The sequence below is a fragment of the Fibrisoma limi BUZ 3 genome (genome assembly GCF_000296815.2).
Lineage (GTDB): Bacteria > Bacteroidota > Bacteroidia > Cytophagales > Spirosomataceae > Fibrisoma > Fibrisoma limi.
Genome location: NZ_CAIT01000007.1, coordinates 626177 through 645832 on the forward strand (window position 1 = coordinate 626177; position 19656 = coordinate 645832).

At 51.2% G+C, this 19656-nt stretch carries 18 protein-coding genes; 6 read left to right on the forward strand and 12 right to left on the reverse strand.

Translation table 11 applies throughout. The annotated features are described in order from the left end of the window. Window positions 1–266: 266 nt before the first annotated feature. Window positions 267–902 carry a MarR family winged helix-turn-helix transcriptional regulator gene (locus BN8_RS18740; RefSeq protein WP_009283497.1) on the reverse strand — a complete coding sequence of 212 codons (636 nt, stop codon included), beginning with the start codon at window positions 900–902 and terminating at the stop codon, window positions 267–269. A gap of 75 nt (window positions 903–977) precedes the next feature. Between BN8_RS18740 and BN8_RS18745 the strand changes: the two genes are divergently transcribed. Continuing rightward, entirely contained in the window at window positions 978–1613 is a 636-nt protein-coding gene (locus BN8_RS18745) for an NAD(P)-dependent oxidoreductase (protein WP_009283498.1), read from the forward strand. Window positions 1614–1640: 27 nt separating this feature from the next. After that, on the forward strand, window positions 1641–1841 hold the full coding sequence (locus BN8_RS18750) for a hypothetical protein (RefSeq protein WP_009283499.1): 201 nt from the start codon (window positions 1641–1643) through the stop codon (window positions 1839–1841). Between the two features lie 374 nt (window positions 1842–2215). On the opposite strand, the gene dnaJ is transcribed toward BN8_RS18750, so the two are convergent. Next, window positions 2216–3382: a molecular chaperone DnaJ gene (gene dnaJ, locus BN8_RS18755; RefSeq protein WP_009283500.1), complete on the reverse strand. Its 1167-nt coding sequence runs from the start codon at window positions 3380–3382 to the stop codon at window positions 2216–2218. A 117-nt stretch (window positions 3383–3499) separates the two neighbouring features. Beyond that, complete coding sequence (locus tag BN8_RS18760) at window positions 3500–4111, reverse strand: nucleotide exchange factor GrpE (RefSeq protein WP_040006248.1); 612 nt, start codon at window positions 4109–4111, stop codon at window positions 3500–3502. 166 nt (window positions 4112–4277) lie between these two features. Here BN8_RS18760 and queG point away from each other — a divergent pair, with 166 nt between their 5' ends. Then, window positions 4278–5222: a tRNA epoxyqueuosine(34) reductase QueG gene (gene queG / locus BN8_RS18765; RefSeq protein ID WP_009283503.1), complete on the forward strand. Its 945-nt coding sequence runs from the start codon at window positions 4278–4280 to the stop codon at window positions 5220–5222. A 127-nt stretch (window positions 5223–5349) separates the two neighbouring features. Then, a complete protein-coding gene (locus tag BN8_RS18770) occupies window positions 5350–6027 on the forward strand; it encodes a TetR/AcrR family transcriptional regulator (protein WP_009283504.1) in 678 nt (225 codons plus the stop codon). Here the strand turns inward: BN8_RS18770 and kynU are convergent. Beyond that, window positions 6004–7287, reverse strand: a complete 1284-nt coding sequence (gene kynU, locus BN8_RS18775; RefSeq protein WP_009283505.1) for a kynureninase — start codon at window positions 7285–7287, stop codon at window positions 6004–6006. The two genes, BN8_RS18770 and kynU, sit on opposite strands and share 24 nt — an antisense overlap. Window positions 7288–7374: 87 nt before the next feature. Here kynU and BN8_RS18780 point away from each other — a divergent pair, with 87 nt between their 5' ends. Both BN8_RS18780 and BN8_RS18785 read left to right on the forward strand, forming a co-directional pair. Next, a complete protein-coding gene (locus BN8_RS18780; RefSeq protein ID WP_009283506.1) occupies window positions 7375–7821 on the forward strand; it encodes a hypothetical protein in 447 nt (148 codons plus the stop codon). A gap of 163 nt (window positions 7822–7984) precedes the next feature. Continuing rightward, the gene (locus tag BN8_RS18785) at window positions 7985–8290 is read left to right on the forward strand and encodes a hypothetical protein (RefSeq protein ID WP_009283507.1); all 306 of its coding nucleotides are present in this window, start codon (window positions 7985–7987) and stop codon (window positions 8288–8290) included. Between the two features lie 74 nt (window positions 8291–8364). Here BN8_RS18785 and BN8_RS18790 read toward each other — a convergent pair whose 3' ends face one another. From BN8_RS18790 to BN8_RS18825, 8 genes are all read right to left on the reverse strand, one after another. Beyond that, window positions 8365–8733 carry a heavy-metal-associated domain-containing protein gene (locus BN8_RS18790; protein WP_009283508.1) on the reverse strand — a complete coding sequence of 123 codons (369 nt, stop codon included), beginning with the start codon at window positions 8731–8733 and terminating at the stop codon, window positions 8365–8367. A gap of 36 nt (window positions 8734–8769) precedes the next feature. Then, a complete protein-coding gene (locus BN8_RS18795) occupies window positions 8770–10263 on the reverse strand; it encodes a hypothetical protein (RefSeq protein WP_009283509.1) in 1494 nt (497 codons plus the stop codon). A 70-nt stretch (window positions 10264–10333) separates the two neighbouring features. After that, complete coding sequence (locus BN8_RS18800) at window positions 10334–10672, reverse strand: four-helix bundle copper-binding protein (protein WP_009283510.1); 339 nt, start codon at window positions 10670–10672, stop codon at window positions 10334–10336. A gap of 108 nt (window positions 10673–10780) precedes the next feature. Further along, entirely contained in the window at window positions 10781–11347 is a 567-nt protein-coding gene (locus tag BN8_RS18805) for an AraC family transcriptional regulator (RefSeq protein ID WP_009283511.1), read from the reverse strand. Continuing rightward, entirely contained in the window at window positions 11347–13656 is a 2310-nt protein-coding gene (locus BN8_RS18810) for a TonB-dependent receptor (RefSeq protein ID WP_009283512.1), read from the reverse strand. Before BN8_RS18810 ends, BN8_RS18805 begins: the two co-directional genes overlap by 1 nt. A gap of 76 nt (window positions 13657–13732) precedes the next feature. After that, window positions 13733–14197 (reverse strand): hypothetical protein, encoded by a 465-nt coding sequence (locus BN8_RS18815; protein ID WP_009283513.1) that lies wholly within the window; start codon window positions 14195–14197, stop codon window positions 13733–13735. 124 nt (window positions 14198–14321) lie between these two features. After that, the gene (locus BN8_RS18820; protein WP_009283514.1) at window positions 14322–16070 is read right to left on the reverse strand and encodes a RagB/SusD family nutrient uptake outer membrane protein; all 1749 of its coding nucleotides are present in this window, start codon (window positions 16068–16070) and stop codon (window positions 14322–14324) included. Window positions 16071–16161: 91 nt separating this feature from the next. After that, entirely contained in the window at window positions 16162–19404 is a 3243-nt protein-coding gene (locus tag BN8_RS18825) for a SusC/RagA family TonB-linked outer membrane protein (RefSeq protein WP_009283515.1), read from the reverse strand. Window positions 19405–19656: the final 252 nt, after the last annotated feature.

The following is a 19656-nucleotide window of genomic DNA, read 5'->3' on the forward strand; positions in this document are numbered from 1 at the left end:
CCGACAGAATCGGATCGCCGAAGCGACCGCCAATCAGCAAGATCCTCAGGCTATTGCTCAACAGCGAGAAGAGCAGTTACCTGAGCTTAAAAAACTAAGCATGAAGGTCGGGTTATATTATATGTGGATGAGTCGACGTGTTATTTACTGCCCTTAGTTAGTAGGGCTCACGTGGTCACCTCGTGGACGAACCCTAATTCTAGTTGAGCAAGCTGTACCCTGATCAGAGTAACGGCGCGACTGTATAGAGTTCGGGGCGATGACGCTCAATCACTTTGCTGTAGGCTTTGCAGTGTGTTGGCAACCGTAGTAATCATCCGTTTTAACTCGTCAATAAGCATCTGCTTATCCGATTCGTTCAGGTGATTGTACATACTCCGGTTTATTGCAATAAGCCTGTTTTTGGCTTCCTGCAGCACACGGCTTCCAGAGGGGGTAATCCGCATTAGTGTACTACGTCGGTCGGCCGGATTTACTTCTTCGAAAATAAACCCTTTTCGTTGCAGGCGCCTGATCATTTCAAAACAGGTGGTTGGCTCAAGCAGTGACTCTTTCACATAGTCCTTCTTACTCGGCGTTTTATAAAGTTCAACGTACAGTAGCAGCGTATATTCATCGATTCCATTCAAGTCTAAATCCCGCAGGCTGTTTTTAAATATCATTGCCCGGTAATTATCAACCTGCCCCCATAGCATACTCAATGCGGCATTGTCCAGATCTGATTTTGCTTCATTGGACACAAACTGCTTAATATCTTCTGTATAAAGCCCTACAGGGTTCGGTTTGTTCTGTTGAGTCAGCAACCAGTTGGCAAATGATATAGAATCACCGTCTTCTTTCTCCTGCCGATACTGCTTCCAAAGCATCAGTAGCTCGATGAGTTGATCCGTGCCATCATTCATTTATTACAAATTTGTTGTTTTTGGAACAAAATTAATACAATAATGTTGTATCGACATAAACTGTAACGACAACCTATGCGAATTGCACTCTTAGGAGCAACCGGAGGAACTGGTCTCTCCTTTCTCGAGCAGGCACTCGGTAATGGTCATACCATTAAAGCCCTTGCCCGTACGCCGGAGAACCTTACCATTAATCACCCTAATCTAGTCATTCAGGCCGGAAACGTATTTACGGTGTCTTCACTGACTTCCTTAATGCAGGACACCGATGTAGTGGTTTCGGTATTTGGCATTTCGGGTATCTGGCAGGCACGTAAACCCAGAGGCCTTTACTCCATCGGGGGTACTAATGTGATTAAGGCCATGCAGGAAACAGGTCATAAACGCCTGCTAGCTGTGACGTCTTCAGGGGTTGAACCTCAGCCTAACGATGGCTTTTTCTTCAAATATATCTTCAAACCTCTTTTTCTGGAAAAGATGTATGAAGACATGCGTATTCTGGAGAAAAACATACTCACCAGCAATTTAGACTACACCATTGTCCGCCCTCCTTATCTGACAGATGGACCACTAACCGGACAATACCGGATATCGGCTACCGGGAACTTTGCGGATGATAAGGATTTATCCAGAGCTGATCTGGCTCACTTCCTGTTGCACGAAACTGAGCAGTCCGGGTATATCCGCAAGACTGTTGCTCTATCCTATTGATCCTTAGCAGTCACTACACACACTACCATGAAGACTATACTTGTGCTGGCTGCTATGGCCATTTTCAGCAACACGGATACCGAAACCATTCAGGTTGAAGTTACCAATCTCCGAACTAATCAGGGGCATGTGCTGATTGCTCTGTACAACAAAGCCAAAGGATTTCCAACGGATCCTGGTCGTAACGGAGTAGCTAAAGGTGAATTTGCGGATATCCCTTTCGCATAGTATACTTTATGGTGAATGATGGTTCGTTCATGGCATCGATTAGCCAAGGTCACTTTAAGCGCTTTCACCGAAGAGCTGGCTACCATATTCTGACAGACCTCATAGCCCATAATCTATTTGGCGTAGACATCACTCACCAGTCAGCAGGTGCGTAATATCAGCCACCCATAACTCCTCGAGGGCAGTTGGACGACCTTACGGTTGAAGGCTAGACTACACTTTCGGATGAGGCTCCTGGAGGTAGGCTTAACGGCTTGTTTATGCATAAGTTGACTGAATGAGAGCCAACCTCTTTTAGGGCCTGACAATATAAACGTAAAGCCCTCATACATAGCGCATAAGGGCTTTTATCATCTGTTACTTATCTCTTCTAATCAACCGTGAAAGAAATCCTTCATTTTCTCGAAGAAACCTTTCTCGTTCTTGTTCGGTTTGGGCTGGAAGTTTGGTGAATTACGTAGTTTTTCCAGCATGTTCCGTTCCTCGGACGACAGCGTTTTGGGCGTCCAGACATTTACATGAACCAGTTGGTCACCGCGGCCGTAGCCGTTGAGTTCTTTGATACCTTTCCCTTTCAGGCGCAGGATTTTACCACTCTGTGTACCGGGTTCCAGCGTAATGCGGGCGCGTCCGTCGATGGTTGGCACTTCTACGTTGGTACCGATAGCCGCATCCACAAAGCTGACATACAGGTCAAACACAACGTTGTTGCCGTCGCGCTTCAGGTCGGCGTCCTCCTCCTCTTCGATGACAATGAGCAGGTCACCCGCCACGCCCCCTCGCGGTGGTACGTTTCCTTTGCCCCCCACAGAGAGCTGAATACCCTCAGCTACGCCCGCCGGAATCTTGATTGGGATTACGTCTTCCTGCAACACCCGGCCCTCGCCGAAGCAGACGTCGCAACGCTCAGTAACAATTTTACCTTCGCCGTTACAGGTTGGGCAGGTATTGGTCGATACCATTTGCCCTAGCATCGTGTTCACCACTTTGCGGGTCTGCCCGGTACCATTACAGGTCGAACAGGTCTGCACGGCCGTACCGTTGCGGGAGCCGTTGCCACCGCAGGTTGTGCAGGACACGTGGCGTTTTACCTTAATCTTCTTCTCAACACCGTTGGCAACTTCCTGCAAATTCAGTTTCAGCTTAATGCGTAGGTCAGAACCCCGCCGGACGCGCTGCCGCTGCCCGCCCGGTCCGCCCGCTCCCCGGAAGAAGCTGCCGAACGGTGAGTCATCGCCAAACACATCGCCAAACTGGCTGAATATATCCTCCATTGTCGGGCCGCCGGGGCCGTAGCCGCCACTGGCCGCTCCACCCATACCCGCATGCCCAAACTGATCATAGCGTGCTTTCTTCTGAGGGTCGCTCAGTACGTCGTAGGCTTCAGCAGCCTCCTTGAATTTCTCTTCGGCGGTCGGATCGTCCGGGTTCTTATCCGGGTGGTATTTGATGGCCATCTTCCGATAAGCCTTCTTCAGATCCTCCGGCGACGCATTCTTATCAACGCCCAGTATCTCGTAATAGTCACGTTTCGTTGCCATATCTGTCAATGAGTGAATGAGCGAATGAGTGAGTTAGTGAATATATGCCTGGATCACTACAGTCGGGTGCAGCTATCCCATTCACTAAATCGCTCATGCACTCATTCGCCCATTCTATTAACTGCCTATAATAACCTTTGCAAATCGAATTACCTTGTCATTCAGGTAATACCCTTTTTCAATCTCGTCGATCACCTTGCCTTTGAGGTCTTCGCTGGGTGCCGGAAACTGCGTCACGGACTCGTGCAGATCCGCATCGAAAGGCTCTCCTTTCGACGTCATCGGCTTCAGGCCTTTGCTTTCCAGCGTTTTATAGAGTTTGTTGTAAATCAGGGATATCCCCTCTTTCAACGCAGCAACATCGGAGGTAGTTTCCAGCGACTGCATGGCCCGTTCAAAATCGTCGACCACCGGCAGCAATGCCAGCAGCAACCCCTTATTGGCGTCGCCAATCAGATCCAGCTTTTCTTTGGCCGTGCGCCGACGGAAGTTTTCAAAATCGGCGTAGAGTCGTACGTACTTGTCCTTCAATTCGGCAAGTTCGCGAGCAGTGGCATCGCTAGCCGACGCTTCATCCGATTGTGCTTCTTCGGCCATTCCGCCATTGATCGTTACGGCCTCATCGGTAGTAGGGGTATTCGATTCAGCGGCAGTTGTTTCTTCGGTAACGTTGTCAGGTTGTTCAGTATTGACAGACGATTGCTCGTCCAAAATGTCTTTATTTTCCATAAAAGAACGCTTCTTTCTCTTCCAGAAATCCATGAGCAAAGATGCGCAATAAAGTTGCCAAAACCGCATCTACTGACAAGCTGGCAGGTTCATTTGCGCAGATTCTTTTGCCAAACCGAATTTATTACGGTCGAATTTCCGTTTAATCAACACAAGACAACAACAAATGAATACGGCGGCCGTCCAATACACGCAACTGATTAAGCACAAAGCCCTTGCGCTGGGTTTTGACTTCTGTGGTATTGCCCGGGCGGAATTTCTGGAAGACGAAGCACCCCGGCTCGAAACCTGGCTGAAGAACGGAATGCACGGCCAGATGAACTACATGGCCAATCATTTCGACAAGCGGCTCGATCCCCGATTGCTCGTCGACGACGCGAAATCTGTAGTCACTTTATTGCTCAACTACTATCCGGAGCAGCAGCTTCCCGAAGACGACGATGCGTACAAACTGTCGAAGTATGCCTACGGAACTGACTATCACTTTGTCATAAAAGACAAGTTGAAAGACCTGCTGGCGTTCATCCAGACAGAAATCGGTGAAGTTGGCGGGCGGGCCTTCGTCGATTCGGCCCCGGTAATGGATAAAGCCTGGGCGAAACGTGCCGGACTCGGCTGGGTCGGTAAACACACCAACCTGATCAATCGCGAAATCGGCAGCTACTTTTTTATTGGCGAATTAATTCTGGATCTCGATCTGGAACCGGATGGCCCTATCGCCGACTACTGCGGTACATGCACCCGATGCATTGATGCCTGCCCTACCGACGCCATCGTTGCGCCCTATGTAGTAGACGGCAGTAAATGCATTTCCTATTTTACGATTGAACTGAAAGAGGCTCTGCCCGACGATGTTCGGGGCAAGTTCAATAACTGGGTGTTCGGGTGCGACATCTGCCAGGACGTATGCCCCTGGAACCGCTTTGCCCGCCCGCATCAGACGCCCGAATTTACCCCCCACCCTGACTTGACTACTTTTTCCCGAAAGGACTGGGAAGAGATAACCGACGAAGTATTTCGGGAAGTATTCCGCCGATCGGCCGTCAAACGAACCAAACTCGAAGGGCTGAAGCGAAACGTCCGATTTGTAGGCGAATCACCAGAACTATAATTATCTACAAAGTAGACTATAACGCCTAATGAATGTTTTATCATAGGATTTGGTCCGTTCACTAAATCTCGGTTGATATGTATCCACTTGTTGCGTTAATATAACGTTCCAATTGCACTCCTGATCAATGCAACGAGATCGAGCACAAACAGAACAGCGCCTTATTGAAGCAGTAGGCCATATGATTACCGAAGAAGGTTATGAAAAAATTGGGATCAACCGAATTGCCGCCCGTGCGGGTGTAAACAAGATTTTAATCTACCGATACTTCGGTGGGCTCCAGGGGTTGATTGATGCGTATGTCCATCAGTTGCAGCTCAACCTGACGTCGCCCACAATTGACATAGAGCGGCTGCGCAACGCGTCGCTGGAAGAAATCTTCAACTATTGTGCGGACTATTTCATCAACGAGTACCGACGGTTTCGGGGGGATGCCAAAGCGCAGGAATTGCTGAAGGCTGCCCTGTTGAGCAAAGAATACCCGCCCAATGTATTTGCCGAACGAGAGCAGCACCTGGCAACGGTTGTAAAACAGATCAGCGACCTCATTCAGACTCCGTATGGCGTGGCCTTTGCTACGTTTATGCATAGCGCCATGATTACGCTCACGCTCTTCAAGCAGCAGCAAAAGAAACCGTTTGGCCTTGATCTGGACGATGATGCGGCCTGGGAACAGATTGAGATCATTATCCGGCAAATCTTCCAGGGCTCTTATGCATTCACGAAACAGCAGTTGCCGGACCTGACGGCATTACCGCGCCCAGACGAATCCAATCTGTCGTCAACCGACGGAGGAACTTCGTAAGGTTTCCCCAACCTGCCATACTTCTTCAAACGTGTTGTAAAGCGGATTGGGGGCCAGTCGGATGCAGTCGGGTTCGCGCCAGTCGCCGATGATTCCGGTTGACGCCAATCGATCAAAAAGTGCCCTCCCGCTGGCCTTTACCAACAAGGATAGCTGGCAACCGCGCTGGTTCGGGTCAGCAGGTGTCAGAATTTGATACGGTAAGGAGCCAGCCTCATCGGAACGCCCGAATCCGGCATCCAGCAGCACGTGTTCCAGAAAGCCGGTTAGTTGTTCGCTTTTCCGGCGCAACTGGGGCATTCCTGCTTCGGCGGTGATTGATAGCGCAGCCCGGTGCATGGCCAGCGCCACGATGTTGGGCGTACTAAGTTGCCAGCCATCGGCTCCGCGCATCGGCACAAAGCCTTTGGTCATGGCAAACCGGTTTTCTTCCTGGTAGCCCCACCAGCCCGCCAGCCGGGGCAGATTCTGGTCATGGTGTTTCTCATGCACAAAAATTCCGGAAACAGCCCCCGGCCCGCCATTCAGGTACTTGTAAGAACACCAGGTTGCAAAGTCGACACCCCAGTCGTGTAGCCGAAGCGGTACGTTTCCAATTGCATGGGCCAGATCAAACCCAACCGGAATACCGTAGTGCCGGGCCGTTTCGGCGATGGCCGCCATGTTGTAAACCTGGCCTGTATAGTAATTGAGTCCACTCAGCCAGATCAGTGCCAGGGATTCGCAATGCTCGGCAATGGCCCGCTGAATATCGGATGTATGAATCAGACCGTCCGGCCGGGGGGCTACTTCAATGATCGCATCGGCGGGTAGGTGGTTCCGGAATGCAACGTGCGTTTCGAGGGCGTATTGATCGGAGGGGAAATCGCCGGCAATGGTCAGAATTTTATATTTAGCTGGCGTTGGCTGGTAGAACGATGCTAACAGAAGATGCAGATTCACTGTCAACGCATTCATGGGGCATACCTCCGACGGCGCTGCACCAACAATTTGCCCCAGGGCTTCTTTGCAGGTAGCATGAAAACTCAACCACGGTGTTTCGCCCTCAAACCACCCCTCAACCCCAAGGTGTTGCCAGGTAGCAAGTTCTGCGTTCACAGCTTCACGGACAGCCTTGGGTTGTAGGCCGAGCGAATTTCCACAGAAATAAACCAGGGATTTACCATCACGTTCCGGGATATAGAACCGGTCGCGAAAGTGACGTAACGGATCGGTGCGATCAAGCTCCTGAGCAAACGATAGTGTATTGTGAAACACCATAAGCGATTAGTCAATCAAAAACACAGCCCTAACTAATAATATAGTTCCGACTGCGTTACTACGTTGTAAACACTAACAGCAAATATCATGAAAACACTCGGTTCGCTTCTGCTTTGTTTGCTACTTAGTGCTACTACATTGGCCCAGCAAGCGCCTACCCAGGCTGGTAAGCCGCCTAAACCGCAGCTATTGCTGACGTTAAACAATCGGACAGTTGCTTTTAACCGGCACAACGTATTTGCCAGTAAATTCGACACGCTGATGGTCTGGCAGGGAAAGCTCGCCGACGCAACTCCCCGTAGCTCTCAAACCAGCGTAGTAATCGGCGATGTGGTTGTTAGTCTGGTACGTGACACCCGACGCGTCGATTACGTTACCTTAACGAATGGCAGAGGCTCCATTGCTTCACTGGCAGCCCAGGCTCAAACCGGCGATCGGTATGTTATCCAGCTTGATAAGATAACTCTCAAAAACACAAATGACTTAAAAGAAGTCTACAATCTCCAACCCGTTTATTTAATTGCTATCCGGTAGTTATTTTAGCCGCTCCGCTATCACTAATCTACTTATTACGTTGACTACCACTCCTTTAATTAACAATTAACCTACAACCTCCTGAATTTAATTCATCATTAATTACGACCTCTTCCTGCTCCTGTAATATTGCATCATCAATCAAACGCTCAAACACCCACCCATGAATCAGTTCATCGCCATTCATTATAACGGCCAGACGCCTGCCTTTACTTATACGAATACGCTGGAAGATGCCAAGAGGCACTTGAGCAACCTGATAGCGAATCGCCAGGTTGGCCCTAACGATGCTATGGCTATCGTACGAGCCGAAGATGATCAGATCTTATATTTTAAGATGGACAACAATACGATGGCCGATCTGTCAACAGCACGTGCTAAACAAACAGGCTGGTTTACGGATGTCTACCGTTTTTTCAACGAATGTTCACTCCGACTCAGACATTCCATTGTCACGCCAGGAAAATAACTGAGCCATATCCCAACACGACAAAAAAAGCCGTTCAGCGACACTGAACGGCTTTTTTGTCATATAGAACTCGCTTATTGGTGGTCCATTCCACCTTTCTTGCAGCAGGAAGGCAGTTTGTTATAACCAACCTCGTCGGCGGGTAATTCATCAGCATCATACCCGGTTTTAACGATGTTTGCCTTTAGCTTGGCCACATCCGTTTTTTTCGGATTGTATTTGATCGTAACTACTTTCGATTTCACGTCAAGGGCCGCTTCCTTAACGCCCTTTTCAAACGAAAGGTTACGTTCGATCCGGGCTTTACACATGCCGCATACGGCCGATGTTTTGATCTTCACCTCTTTGTCCTTGTCGTCGTCTTTCAACGAACCGGCAGCAAACGATAGGTTTCCCAGCAAAAAAAAGGCGGTCAGAAGAGTCAGAAATGGTTTACGATACATAGTTTGTGTGCTTTACGGTAAATATAGAACGAAATACTAATTCATATGGTGCCCGTGGCTCCCCATTCGGCTGGTACCACCAGACTGCCTCCCCATCATCAGAACACCCGGTGTCAGCCGCAGGTAAATCTGTCCCGATAATGGCATGGTACCATAAATAGCCTGCAGCGATTTCTCAGGTAGGCTACCGGTCAACTGCGCCCCAACCACCAAGTCAGTCATAGCGTACCGGATGAGCCGATAGTTCATTCCCAGCGTCAGGTTATTGATCGTCAGCAGCGTCTGCCCAGGCACATCTCCTTCCAGATCAAGCTCTTCGGGTGACTTCGATACGTTCTCATAACGACCATACAGCGCTACTCGGTTCAGTTGCAGACTAGTTTCGGCAAGATATGCGTTTTCGTGCAGGCCGTCGTGACTGTTCATACCCCACACCAAAGCGGAGGCCACATAACGATCGGGCGAGTTACCCAAGGGTTTGCTGTGCAATAAAGATGCCGTGGTGCGATTGACGTCCTCCTCGGGTTCAGCGGCTTCGGGACTTTTCAGAAACCCATGCGATACCTGTAACGCCAGCGAGGGGGACGGATTCACCGACAACCGGAACGAATAGCTATCAAAGCGGGGACGATCGAAACCCAACCGGTTTTCGTCGGGTTCGCGGCCGGTAAATGACGACGCTTCCACTTTCGCGATGCCTAACCGGTACCCCGCCGTTACGACGCCAAAGGTGATGTGCGTAGCGTCGTGCCAGTGGTGGCCGAGGGGCGAATCTGGATTATTGAACGACGAAATCCGGTGCATAAAGGCAGGTGGCCCTAAAGCCGGCTCGCCGGGAAAGCCAACGTACACGAACGCATCCGAACGCGGACTAAACGCATGACTATACCCTACGGACAGCTCGGCAAACAAATCGTGCTGGTGCTGGCGATCAATTAGCCTGCGTCCCTGATAACTCTCTCCTGATTGAAACACCAGTGGATAGCCATCTGCACCCACCAGCAGCGGATCAAGCGAAAGCATCGCTTTGGCGGCAAACAGCCCTCGCCTGCCTACGTACCGTTGGGCCATACCCATCGCCCAGTTGGGGGCGTCGAACTGCGTATCCCGTCCGCGTTTACCGGGGTTATTAAAATTCTGATTGGTATGTCGGATGAAGATGCTGTGGTGAAGCATGTACATCCACCCCTGGCCATTTTCCTGGCGGGTATGCAGCATGTAAGCGTACATGGGCGTATTGTCGGGGTGCCAGCTCGTACCGGAACCGTTACGATTCATAGGCAGATTCCGCGAGTACAGATGGCTCATCATCATCCCCATGCTTTGCCCCATGGTGCCGTTGCCCGGCTGTTCACTATGGGTTTCGTGAGCGGCCGAATCCGGTTTCAAGTCGCCGGACGGTTCTTTTACCGCCGGGCGATTCTCGGTCGGCATTGAGTGGCCTTCGTGATGCTGGTGCTGCGTCGTGTTTGACTGCGCAGCAACGTATCCAGTCAGCAGGAATAGCCCTATAAATAGATACTGGTTCATTAGCGTTGTTGTGTTTGTTCAATAGGACGGAATGACACTTGCTTAGCGCAGTGCCATCCCATCAGTTTTATCAGGCATTGGCAGACATCCGCCGACAATCATCGGCACAACGGCGACAGGCTTCAGCGCAGGCCTTGCAGTGTTCGTCGTCATGCTTGCTACACTCGTCCGCACAGGCATCGCAGACATCGGCGCAGAGTACCATAAACTGCTTCATAAACTGTGAATCGCGGGCCGTCAGCCGGGCGCACATGGTACAGAAATCGGCACAGTCGCGGCAGAGTCGGATACAATCGGCCATCATCTGCACATTTTCTTCCTGGAGGCAGGCCGTGGCGCAACGTTCACAGGCCTCGGCGCAATCGAAACAGATGTCGACGTGCTCGGCGTGTTGGGTCATGTTTTCCATAACGAACTTGATTTGGGTTGTCTACCAATAGCGGTATGACAAAGTAACTACGCTGTTTCGCCGTGGTTTTTACATAATTTCCCGTTTGTTGTGCAGCTTTGCGGGCTCCTACACCGAATCGAGTGGCCGTCGGTCAGCGTGAGCGGCTTTGCGGTATTGCCCCGGCGTCTGGCCCGTCACCTGCCGGAACTGGTTCGACAGGTGATGCACGCTACTGTAGCCCAACCGCCACGCGATTTCGCTCAGGGTCAGTTCATCATACCGCAGCCACTCTTTAACCTTCTCAATTTTCAGCGCAATGATGTATTTCTCCACCGTCTGTCCTTCACTGGCGGAGAACAGGCCGCTGAGGTATGAGTAATCATAGCCGAGCTTTCGCTCCAGAAAGTCAGAGTAATTTTCTGTGGGCAGACGTTCACCTTTCAGGTGCTGAATTTCGTTAATCAGCAACACCTTGATGTGCTCAACCAGCGTCTGCTTGCGATCGTCGACCAGATCAAAGCCGTTGGCCTGTAAGGTCTGCCGAACGTCGTCGAGCGAGACCGGCGCAGGCAATTCGGGCACCTCTACTTCGCCCAGGTCGACCCGGCCGACAACCAGTCCCAGTTTTTCGAGTTCTTCGCGCACTACCCGTTTGCAGCGGTCGCAGACCATGTTTCGAATAGTAAGTATCATCACAACGCTGGTTTAAATCGGAATCCTACGTATACCATTCGGCCCGTTATGGGTCCCCAAACCTGCGAAGCCGCATCAAAGTCCCGTCCGAACGGATCGTTGGCCGCAAAAATCGGATTCGTTTGCCGGAAGCCGGTCAGGTTTTCGCCCCCCAGGTACACTTCCCAGCCGCTACGAAACGCCCGGCTCACCTGCGCGTTCAGGTTGTAAAAGCCTGGCGCGTAGGCCAGTGGCATGTTTGTGTACGACGTATGGACGTAGCCTTCACGCAAATACGGTATTCGTTTCGGGCCATTCCACTGCAACGTAGCGTCGAACTTCCATTTGTCATAAGGCAGGGCATACCCGGCATTGAGCAATACCCGGTCGCGGCTGACCATCATCCGGGGCAGCAATCGATCTTCGCCGAAGACACCGCCCATGCTTTGCCGTACGTCGAACAGCCGGTAAGCCGCTTTCACCTCGAAGCGTTTCGCGGGCTGTACGTTCAACTCAACCTGAAAACTGTTGGCAAATGACCGCCCCTGCACATTGTAGAAATGCAGCTCGCGTGGATGATCCAGGTCGACAACCAACTGATTCTGAAAATCGGTCCGGTAGTAATCAACAGACAACGTTGCTTTTCGATTCAGCAATTGAAATTCATTGACCAGGCTGAGTCCGTAATTCCAGGAAATTTCCGGACGAAGATCTGCTTCGTTCAAGATGGCCCGCGAACTGACCAGATAGCCGAAGTTCTCGGCCAGGGCATTCGGCACGCGGAAACCTCGACCCACCGACGCCCGCAGCGTGAGGTTATCGTTCAAGTTGTATTTTGCATGAACCCGGGGTGTCCACTGCGCGCCAAACAGGTTGTGATAGTCGAACCGCCCGCCCAGCACCAGCACCAGCCGCTCAGGATACGTGTAGGTGTACTCCACAAACGCTCCAGGTACTGATTCCGTCCGGGTCGATGTTGTTGAGGCACCGGCAAACGTTTCGCGGTAGTCGTCGAGGAGGTAGCTAAGCCCCGTTTTGAACGCGTGGTTGGTATTGCCGATGATCGACTGGTAAATCAAGTTGGCATACAGCGTCTGCTGTCGTCCGACATAGGGCCGGAAGCCGAACTGCGCGTCCTGCTGGTGGTGTACGCCGTTTAGGATAAAGCCCAGCCCCTTGTAAGGTTTTTCGGGATACAGCTTCGCCGTTTTAGAAAAGAACTCCAGCCGTTTGGTCGTGTTGCCGAACACGTAGCGGAGCGGGTTCGAAACACGGCTCAACTGCCCACCGTCGCGATCTTCGTACAGCGCTTTCACGCCAAACTGAGCCATGAACCGTTCACCACTATACTTATAGCGGTTGATGGCATTTACCTGCGTGTACAGCGGCAGATCCCGGAAACCGTCGTTGTTCTGGTCGATCTCCGTCCGTAACGTGCTGGCGTGGCCCAATACCCCAACGCTCCATTTTTCGCTCAATGGTTGCGACCAGTTAACGTTGCCCTCCAGCCGACCGAAGCTGTTAGCGTAGCCGTTCAGAAAAATCTTTTGCTCGCTGTCGGGTTTCTGCAACTCAACGTTCATCTGGCCCGTCATGGCCTCGTAACCATTCACAACCGAGCCAGCCCCCTTGCCGACATCGATAGAGGTAATCCACGTACCAGGGATGTAATTTAATCCAAAAGCCGAAGCCAGACCCCGAACGGTCGGAATGTTCTCGACATTGGTTTGCACGTACTGCCCGCCCAGACCCAGAAACTGAATCTGTTTCGCACCGGTCACGGCATCGCTGTATTGTACGCTGACAGATGCATTGGTTTCAAAGCTTTCGGACAGATTGCAGCAGGCGGCTTTGGCCAGCGTCCGTTGCGTCAGGAGTTCGGTCTGGATGGGGTTCATCCGGTCGATCTGGCCGGACGTACCCGAAACGGTTACCTCCTGGAGTGTAGCTTCACTTTTTAACGTAATGATCACTTCCTGCGTTGGATCGATCAGCGTTAACGTATCAGACCGGTAGCCGACATAGCTCACCGCTATCTGTCGGGCCGGTGGAACCAGTGGCAGTTGAAAACGGCCGAGAGAATCCGTAGCCGTGCCCGTTGACGTACCTACCCAAAGTACCGTGGCCCCTACGAGTGGTACTTGTTTTCCGTTGGCAACTTCGGTTACTGTTCCCCGAATGGACATTCCCTGAACGGAGGTTCCCCGAACGGATGTTCCCTGAACGGATGTAGTTGGAATAGCCGTTGGCTGTGCGGCTTTTGTAGAATCTAATTGTGCCCATACAGGTCCATAGCACAGTAGGGCGACTAAAATTAATGAGAATCGCATGAGTTCGTTGATTGACAAGTAAAACACAGAAGCCCGTGTCTCGCGAACACCGGCCGTATGTATTCCAATCAGCGAATCAGATTAACAGACTCTGAACCAGCGCAAGTATATCGCGCCCGGAGAGAACAGGAGGAGAGGATGCGGAAGTTAGCGGGGTTGACGACTCCCGATCAAAAATCCAGTCGACAAGCCAGGCCAGCATGCTCACGACGCCCGTCGCTACCGCTTCTGTGACTGTCTTAACGAACTTGGCTACTAACTGGCTCAACGAGGATGAAACGTCAACGTTTTCGTAACGCTGGTCCTCATCGCAGCAGGCCGCTTTATCAAGAGCGGGCAGGTTGTCATGCGAATGCTTAGCAGTGCCTGTCAACCGATCAGCAGCACAGCCTTTTTGCTGATGCTGGCTAACGACCGTTACCATCATCCGCTTCTTGCCGCGCATCTGGCACGTATGTTCAATCAGACCAAAGCCAGTACTGCTGAGCAGCACGACGCAGGCCATCAGGACATTGAACAATTGGAACAGAGCACGTTTCATGACGCGTCAAATGTATAGTGTGCCTAGCTAAAAAGCAAGATTTTTTTAATGCATAGTTAATGCGAACTAATACAAAACGGGCCGGAACATTGCCCCAGCCCGTTTTGTATTTAGTAAATGGTTATTAATAACCAGGGTTCTGCTTCAGAACGTCCTTACCCTGCAGGTCAATCTGAGCCTGCGGAATTGGCAGGTACTCATCCTGATTCGGCGTAAATTTAGATCCACCTAAGGTAGTCGGCAGCTTCACACCCTCATAGGCCAGATAAGCGTTGATTACCTGCTCGGCAACACCCCAACGTACCAGATCGAAGAAGCGGTGACCTTCATCGCCCAGTTCCAGACGGCGCTCGAAACGAAGAGCCGTACGGGCTGATTCTTTCGTTGCAAACGTTGAAGCCGGATATTCGTTGATTACATATTTAGCAGCCGGTGTACCATCAGCTTTGGTTACAAAGCCAGCCGGGTTAGACGCCCGTTTCCGAACCATGTTCGTGTATTCACGCGCTTTTTCCAGGCTTCCTACTTCGATTTCGCACTCGGCAGCCATCAGCAATACGTCGGCAAAACGCATAATGGGGAAGTTAACGGCCGTATAACCCGGCGTCCATGAACTATTGTCCTGGAATGAACCGCGGTCCGACTTATAGTATGTAAACTTCTTGGGCGAGTACGGACCACCGTTCGGCTGGTTACGGATCCAGTCCTGACCCGGGTGATCCTGCCAATCGAGGTAGGGAATACCCCGGCGACCAACCGTATGATCGAGACGCGGATCAAGGTTACCCGCATCCGGCGTAAAGGCCGTTTTTGACGTAACACCCTGGTCGTTCTTCACTTCATTAGCAGGAGCATTGTATGAACCATCCAGCAAGGGCAGACCGTTTGCGTTGGTACGGAATGAATTCACGTACTCGAAGCTCGGCTGGTTGAAACCGCAGCAGTTACCCGGACCGTTCGGACCTGTGTTGTACGGAAAGTTCAGGTCAAACTCAGGGTTGGCGTTATTCACGCTACCTGTGTTAGCAGCCGCCTGAATAGCAAAGACAGACTCCTCGTTGTTGTCGTTCGATGCCTTGAAAAGATCAGCGTACTTCGCTACCAGGCCATACTTCTTGCCGTTTGAGGTTTTACCGTTAGCTATAACCTGGTCGAACAAAGCTTTTGCTTCGGTGTATTTTTTCTGATACAGATACACCTTTGCCAGCATGGCCCCAGCACCCCACTTGTTGATCCGGCCAGCAGCGGCCTGCGTTTCGGGTAGGTTGTCGTAGGCAAACTTGATATCTGCTTCGATTTTCGGGTACAGTTCAACGTTGTTGCCTACCTTTTCGATGCCGGCTCCGTAATCCATCGACTCATCGATATACGGCGTGTTGTTGTACAAACGTTTCAGATCGAAGTAATACAACCCACGCAGAAACCGACCTTCGGCGGTAATCCGGGTCTTATCGGCGGCTGATACGTCAGGACCAGCCGAGGCCAGCAGACGCAACGTAGCATTGACCCGGCTAATACCTTCGTACTTCCGCTGCCAGGTACTGGCTACGTCACCGGTTGAGATGGTTTCAAACCGCTGAATCGGGTTGATCGATGAGAAGTCACCGGGGTCGGTACCTTTATTAGCATCGCCCCCACGAATGCCACCCCATACCCAGTTCGCAAAAGACGCCAAACGTTCACCCCGCCCATTCAAGATTGAATAAGCTGAAATCAACGAGCCTTCGATACCATTCTTAGACGTTAGCTGGGCATTACTCAACTGGCCGGTTGGCTGAATTTCCAGAAACTTATCTTGACAGGCAACTCCACCGAGCGTAAGTACTGCGGTAGTCGCTACGCCGATCGCTCCTTTTTTGATGTAAGTATTCATGTTTGATTACAAACGATTTTTATCTGTAGGTTATCAGGTCAGGAGCAGAACCGACCCGTTACGGTTCGGTCCGGCTCCTCGTACAAGTTGATTAGAAACCAATGCTCAAACCGCCCAGGAAGCTCCGTGTAAGTGGGTAGTTACCTACGTCGATACCGAAGTTCGTGTCAGCGTTACCACCAACGCCCGGATCCAGACCCTGGTACTTAGTGATCGTGAACAGGTTATTCGTTGAAGCAAACACACGTGCCCGCTGCAGACCAATACGGCTTAGGAAGCCCACCGGCAGATTGTAGCCGATTGACAGGTTTTGCAGACGGAAGAAGGTACCATCTTCAACGTAGTAGGAGTTCGACTGCGAGTTCGTGCTGAAGTTAGAGGCCCGCTCGAAGATCGGCAGTTTGGCATCCGGATTCTGTGGCGTCCAGGAATCCCGTACCCGCGCGCTGATAGCAGCACCTTCGAACGACGGGAAGAAGTCAGTAAACCACTTCGATACGTTGAAGATCTTGTTGCCTACTGAGGTGTACGCGTAGGTCTCGATGTCGAATCCTTTGTACGTAAACTTCAGGTTCAGACCACCCGTGAACTTCGGAACCGGGCTACCGAGGTACGTACGGTCATCAGGCGTAATCTTGCCATCGTTATTAATGTCAGCAAACCGGAAACGACCTGGGGCCGCCCCTTCCTGCGTCGGAGCAGAGCGAACTTCTTCCTGGTTCTGGAACAAACCGACCACTTTATAGCCGTAGAACGACGAGATTGAGTAGCCCAACTGGTTCCGGATTGGGTTAATCCCCCGGAAGCCTGGGTTGATGTAGGTAATATAGGTCAGGCCCGGTGCCAGTGAAACAATCTCGTTGCTCAACATACCACCCGTTATGTTGGCCTCGTAGCCAACTTCCGGTCCAATTTTACCGCGGGTGATCACCTGCAGGTCAATACCCTGGTTACGCATTTTGGCAATGTTCACCGACGGCGCTGATGCATACGTTCCGATAACGTCCGGGATAGGTACGTTGAACAGCAGGTCCTTGGTATCTTTCCGCCAGATGTCGAAGATAACCTCCAGGCGATTGTTGAAGAACGAACCATCGATACCGAGGTTAGTCGTGACACTGGTCTCCCACTTGGCGTTTGGGTTACCAATCCGCGAGCGGTAATAGCCTTCAGCCGTACTGCTATTTGTACCACTGATGTCGTAGGCTGAGTTACCCAGGTTTGAAGCGTAGAGAGTGTACTGGTTGTTCGGATCTACGTTGTTCGAGTTACCCATGATACCGTAGCCACCGCGAATTTTCAGGTCGGTTACCCACGGTACGTTCTTCATGAACTCTTCTGACGAGACACGCCAGGCGGCCGACGCAGCCGGGAACACCCCGTAGCGGTTGTTAGCACCGAAGCGGCTGGAACCATCGCGACGAATCAAACCCGTAAAGATGTACTTGTCATTATACGAGTAGTTCAGACGACCAAACAGCGAGTAGAAGTTTACGCCTTTAAACTGGTTACTGCCCACAACCCGGCCCGTTGCCGATACGGTGTTCAGCGTAATGTAGTTCGGGTCGGTCGAGAATGGGTTTAAACCGTTACCGTTGATGTTACGACCAGAACCTGTGTTCAAAGCTTCCTGACCAACCAGGACATCAATGTTGTGGATACCGAACCGGCGCTTGTAGTTGGCGGTATTGGTCAGCACCCAGGAGAATGCATATCCACCGTACTCATTGTAACCGAAGCTGGAGTTGTTCTCCGAGTTTTCGTATTGCAGACGAGAGTAACCAAAACCATAGAAGTTGTTATACTGTCCACCAAGGCTGCTCCGCAGGGTCAGATTGGCAATCGGATCATATTCGATATAGATGTTACCGAAGCCGTTTCCGTTAAAGTCGCGGTTATTGATCAGGTTATCCCGTTCAGCCACCGGGTTACGCGGGTTGTTGAATCCCTTGGCTGCTGTACCGGCGTAGCCACCGAATTCGTCGTATACCGGAATGATCGTTGGCATCCGGAAGGACCCCAGAATTGAGTTTTCATCAGCCGCTACACCCTGGCCACCAGCGCCACCGCCCTGGCCAAGTACCGAACGGTAAGTAAACTGGAGGTTTTCGCCGATGCGAACGCGCTTCGACAGGTCAAATTCCGTGTTAGCCCGGAAGGTGTAGCGCTTGAAGCTATTGTTCAACAAGATACCTTTCTGATCCTGCGCGCTGAAACCGATGTAATACCGGCTATAATCGGTACCGCCCGAGAAACTCAGTCCGTGACGTTGTACCGGAGCAACCCGCGTAATAGCGTCGTACCAATCCGTACCCTCTTTGTTAGCCCGTACAACCTGATAAACAGGGCCAGCTGCTGGATTGACGTTGTATTTGGCACGCTCAGCGGCCAGGTCTACCGTACCAACAACGCCCGGCGTACCACCTACGTTAATATAATCAGGAATAACAGGCTCGGCCCCTTTGCCAAACTGAGGGTGTCCCCAGCCATCATCTCCAGGCTTCAGACCTGTGTTGCGGAAGGCCTGCCAGGTCCACTGAGCAAACTCAAGCGGCTTCAGCATCTCCTGGCCTCTGCCCGGGTCAGTAACCCCGTATTGGCCATCATAAGAAACTGACAGTTTGCGGGCCGTACGTGACCCTTTTTTCGTGGTGTATACAATCACACCATTGGCAGCACGGGCACCGTAGATAGAAGCCGATGCCGCATCTTTCAGAACGGTCGTCGTTTCAATGTCGTCAGGAGCGAGGAAGTCGGTAGAGCCAACAGGCACCCCGTCTACTACGTACAGCGGTTCGTTACCACCAAAGGCTCCAAAACCACGTACACGAATCTGGCTGGCCGTTCCCGGCTGACCATTTGTAATTACTGTCACACCAGCAACGCGGCCCTGGAGCTGCTGCTCTACGTTACCGGATGGCGTAACGGCAAGCGCCCGGGCTTTTACCGTCGAAACGGCACCAGTGGTTTCGCGTTTAGTGTCCGTCGTGTAACCCGTTACAACGACCTCTTCCAGTGCCGTGGCATCGTCGGCAAGGGTTACGTCTACTGTTGAGCGATTGCCCACGGCTACCTCCTGGGTTTTGGAACCAATAGCCGAGATGACAAGAACAGGATCATTGCCTCGTACATTGATACTGTAACTACCAGTGGCATCGGTGGATGTACCAGTGCTGGTACCTTTCAGGACTACGTTGGCGCCGGGAACCGGGCCATCAGGTCCTGTTACTTTACCAGTGACTCGACGATCCTGAGCAAATACGGTCATGCTCCAAAGCAGCGCAACGGCACTCAGAACAGTCACTCTGAAGAACCTGTAAAACTTTGCGTTCATGTAGGTTAGTGTTAAAAGGGTAAAAAATCACCAACAATATTATGTTAGTTAAATTCTATTTCAAAGCAGAATCTGAATAATTTTATGTTTCTATTCTATGAATAGTATTATTTTAAGTAGTATACTTCTAATTTTTAAACATTTCCGGGAAAATGGCATACAAGGAAATATACTTATGCAAACGATTACAGAAGCGATTGAATGGTTCCTGAGTATTTTTTCAGCACACGCAGTCGACAATAGTCTATCTGC

Coding starts and splice junctions, on each gene's coding strand:
- BN8_RS18740 (WP_009283497.1), bottom strand. CDS start 902: ATGAATGATGGCACGGATCAACTCATCGAGCTACTGATGCTTTGGAAG.
- BN8_RS18745 (WP_009283498.1), top strand. CDS start 978: ATGCGAATTGCACTCTTAGGAGCAACCGGAGGAACTGGTCTCTCCTTT.
- BN8_RS18750 (WP_009283499.1), top strand. CDS start 1,641: ATGAAGACTATACTTGTGCTGGCTGCTATGGCCATTTTCAGCAACACG.
- dnaJ (WP_009283500.1), bottom strand. CDS start 3,382: ATGGCAACGAAACGTGACTATTACGAGATACTGGGCGTTGATAAGAAT.
- BN8_RS18760 (WP_040006248.1), bottom strand. CDS start 4,111: ATGGAAAATAAAGACATTTTGGACGAGCAATCGTCTGTCAATACTGAA.
- queG (WP_009283503.1), top strand. CDS start 4,278: ATGAATACGGCGGCCGTCCAATACACGCAACTGATTAAGCACAAAGCC.
- BN8_RS18770 (WP_009283504.1), top strand. CDS start 5,350: ATGCAACGAGATCGAGCACAAACAGAACAGCGCCTTATTGAAGCAGTA.
- kynU (WP_009283505.1), bottom strand. CDS start 7,287: ATGGTGTTTCACAATACACTATCGTTTGCTCAGGAGCTTGATCGCACC.
- BN8_RS18780 (WP_009283506.1), top strand. CDS start 7,375: ATGAAAACACTCGGTTCGCTTCTGCTTTGTTTGCTACTTAGTGCTACT.
- BN8_RS18785 (WP_009283507.1), top strand. CDS start 7,985: ATGAATCAGTTCATCGCCATTCATTATAACGGCCAGACGCCTGCCTTT.
- BN8_RS18790 (WP_009283508.1), bottom strand. CDS start 8,733: ATGTATCGTAAACCATTTCTGACTCTTCTGACCGCCTTTTTTTTGCTG.
- BN8_RS18795 (WP_009283509.1), bottom strand. CDS start 10,263: ATGAACCAGTATCTATTTATAGGGCTATTCCTGCTGACTGGATACGTT.
- BN8_RS18800 (WP_009283510.1), bottom strand. CDS start 10,672: ATGGAAAACATGACCCAACACGCCGAGCACGTCGACATCTGTTTCGAT.
- BN8_RS18805 (WP_009283511.1), bottom strand. CDS start 11,347: ATGATACTTACTATTCGAAACATGGTCTGCGACCGCTGCAAACGGGTA.
- BN8_RS18810 (WP_009283512.1), bottom strand. CDS start 13,656: ATGCGATTCTCATTAATTTTAGTCGCCCTACTGTGCTATGGACCTGTA.
- BN8_RS18815 (WP_009283513.1), bottom strand. CDS start 14,197: ATGAAACGTGCTCTGTTCCAATTGTTCAATGTCCTGATGGCCTGCGTC.
- BN8_RS18820 (WP_009283514.1), bottom strand. CDS start 16,070: ATGAATACTTACATCAAAAAAGGAGCGATCGGCGTAGCGACTACCGCA.
- BN8_RS18825 (WP_009283515.1), bottom strand. CDS start 19,404: ATGAACGCAAAGTTTTACAGGTTCTTCAGAGTGACTGTTCTGAGTGCC.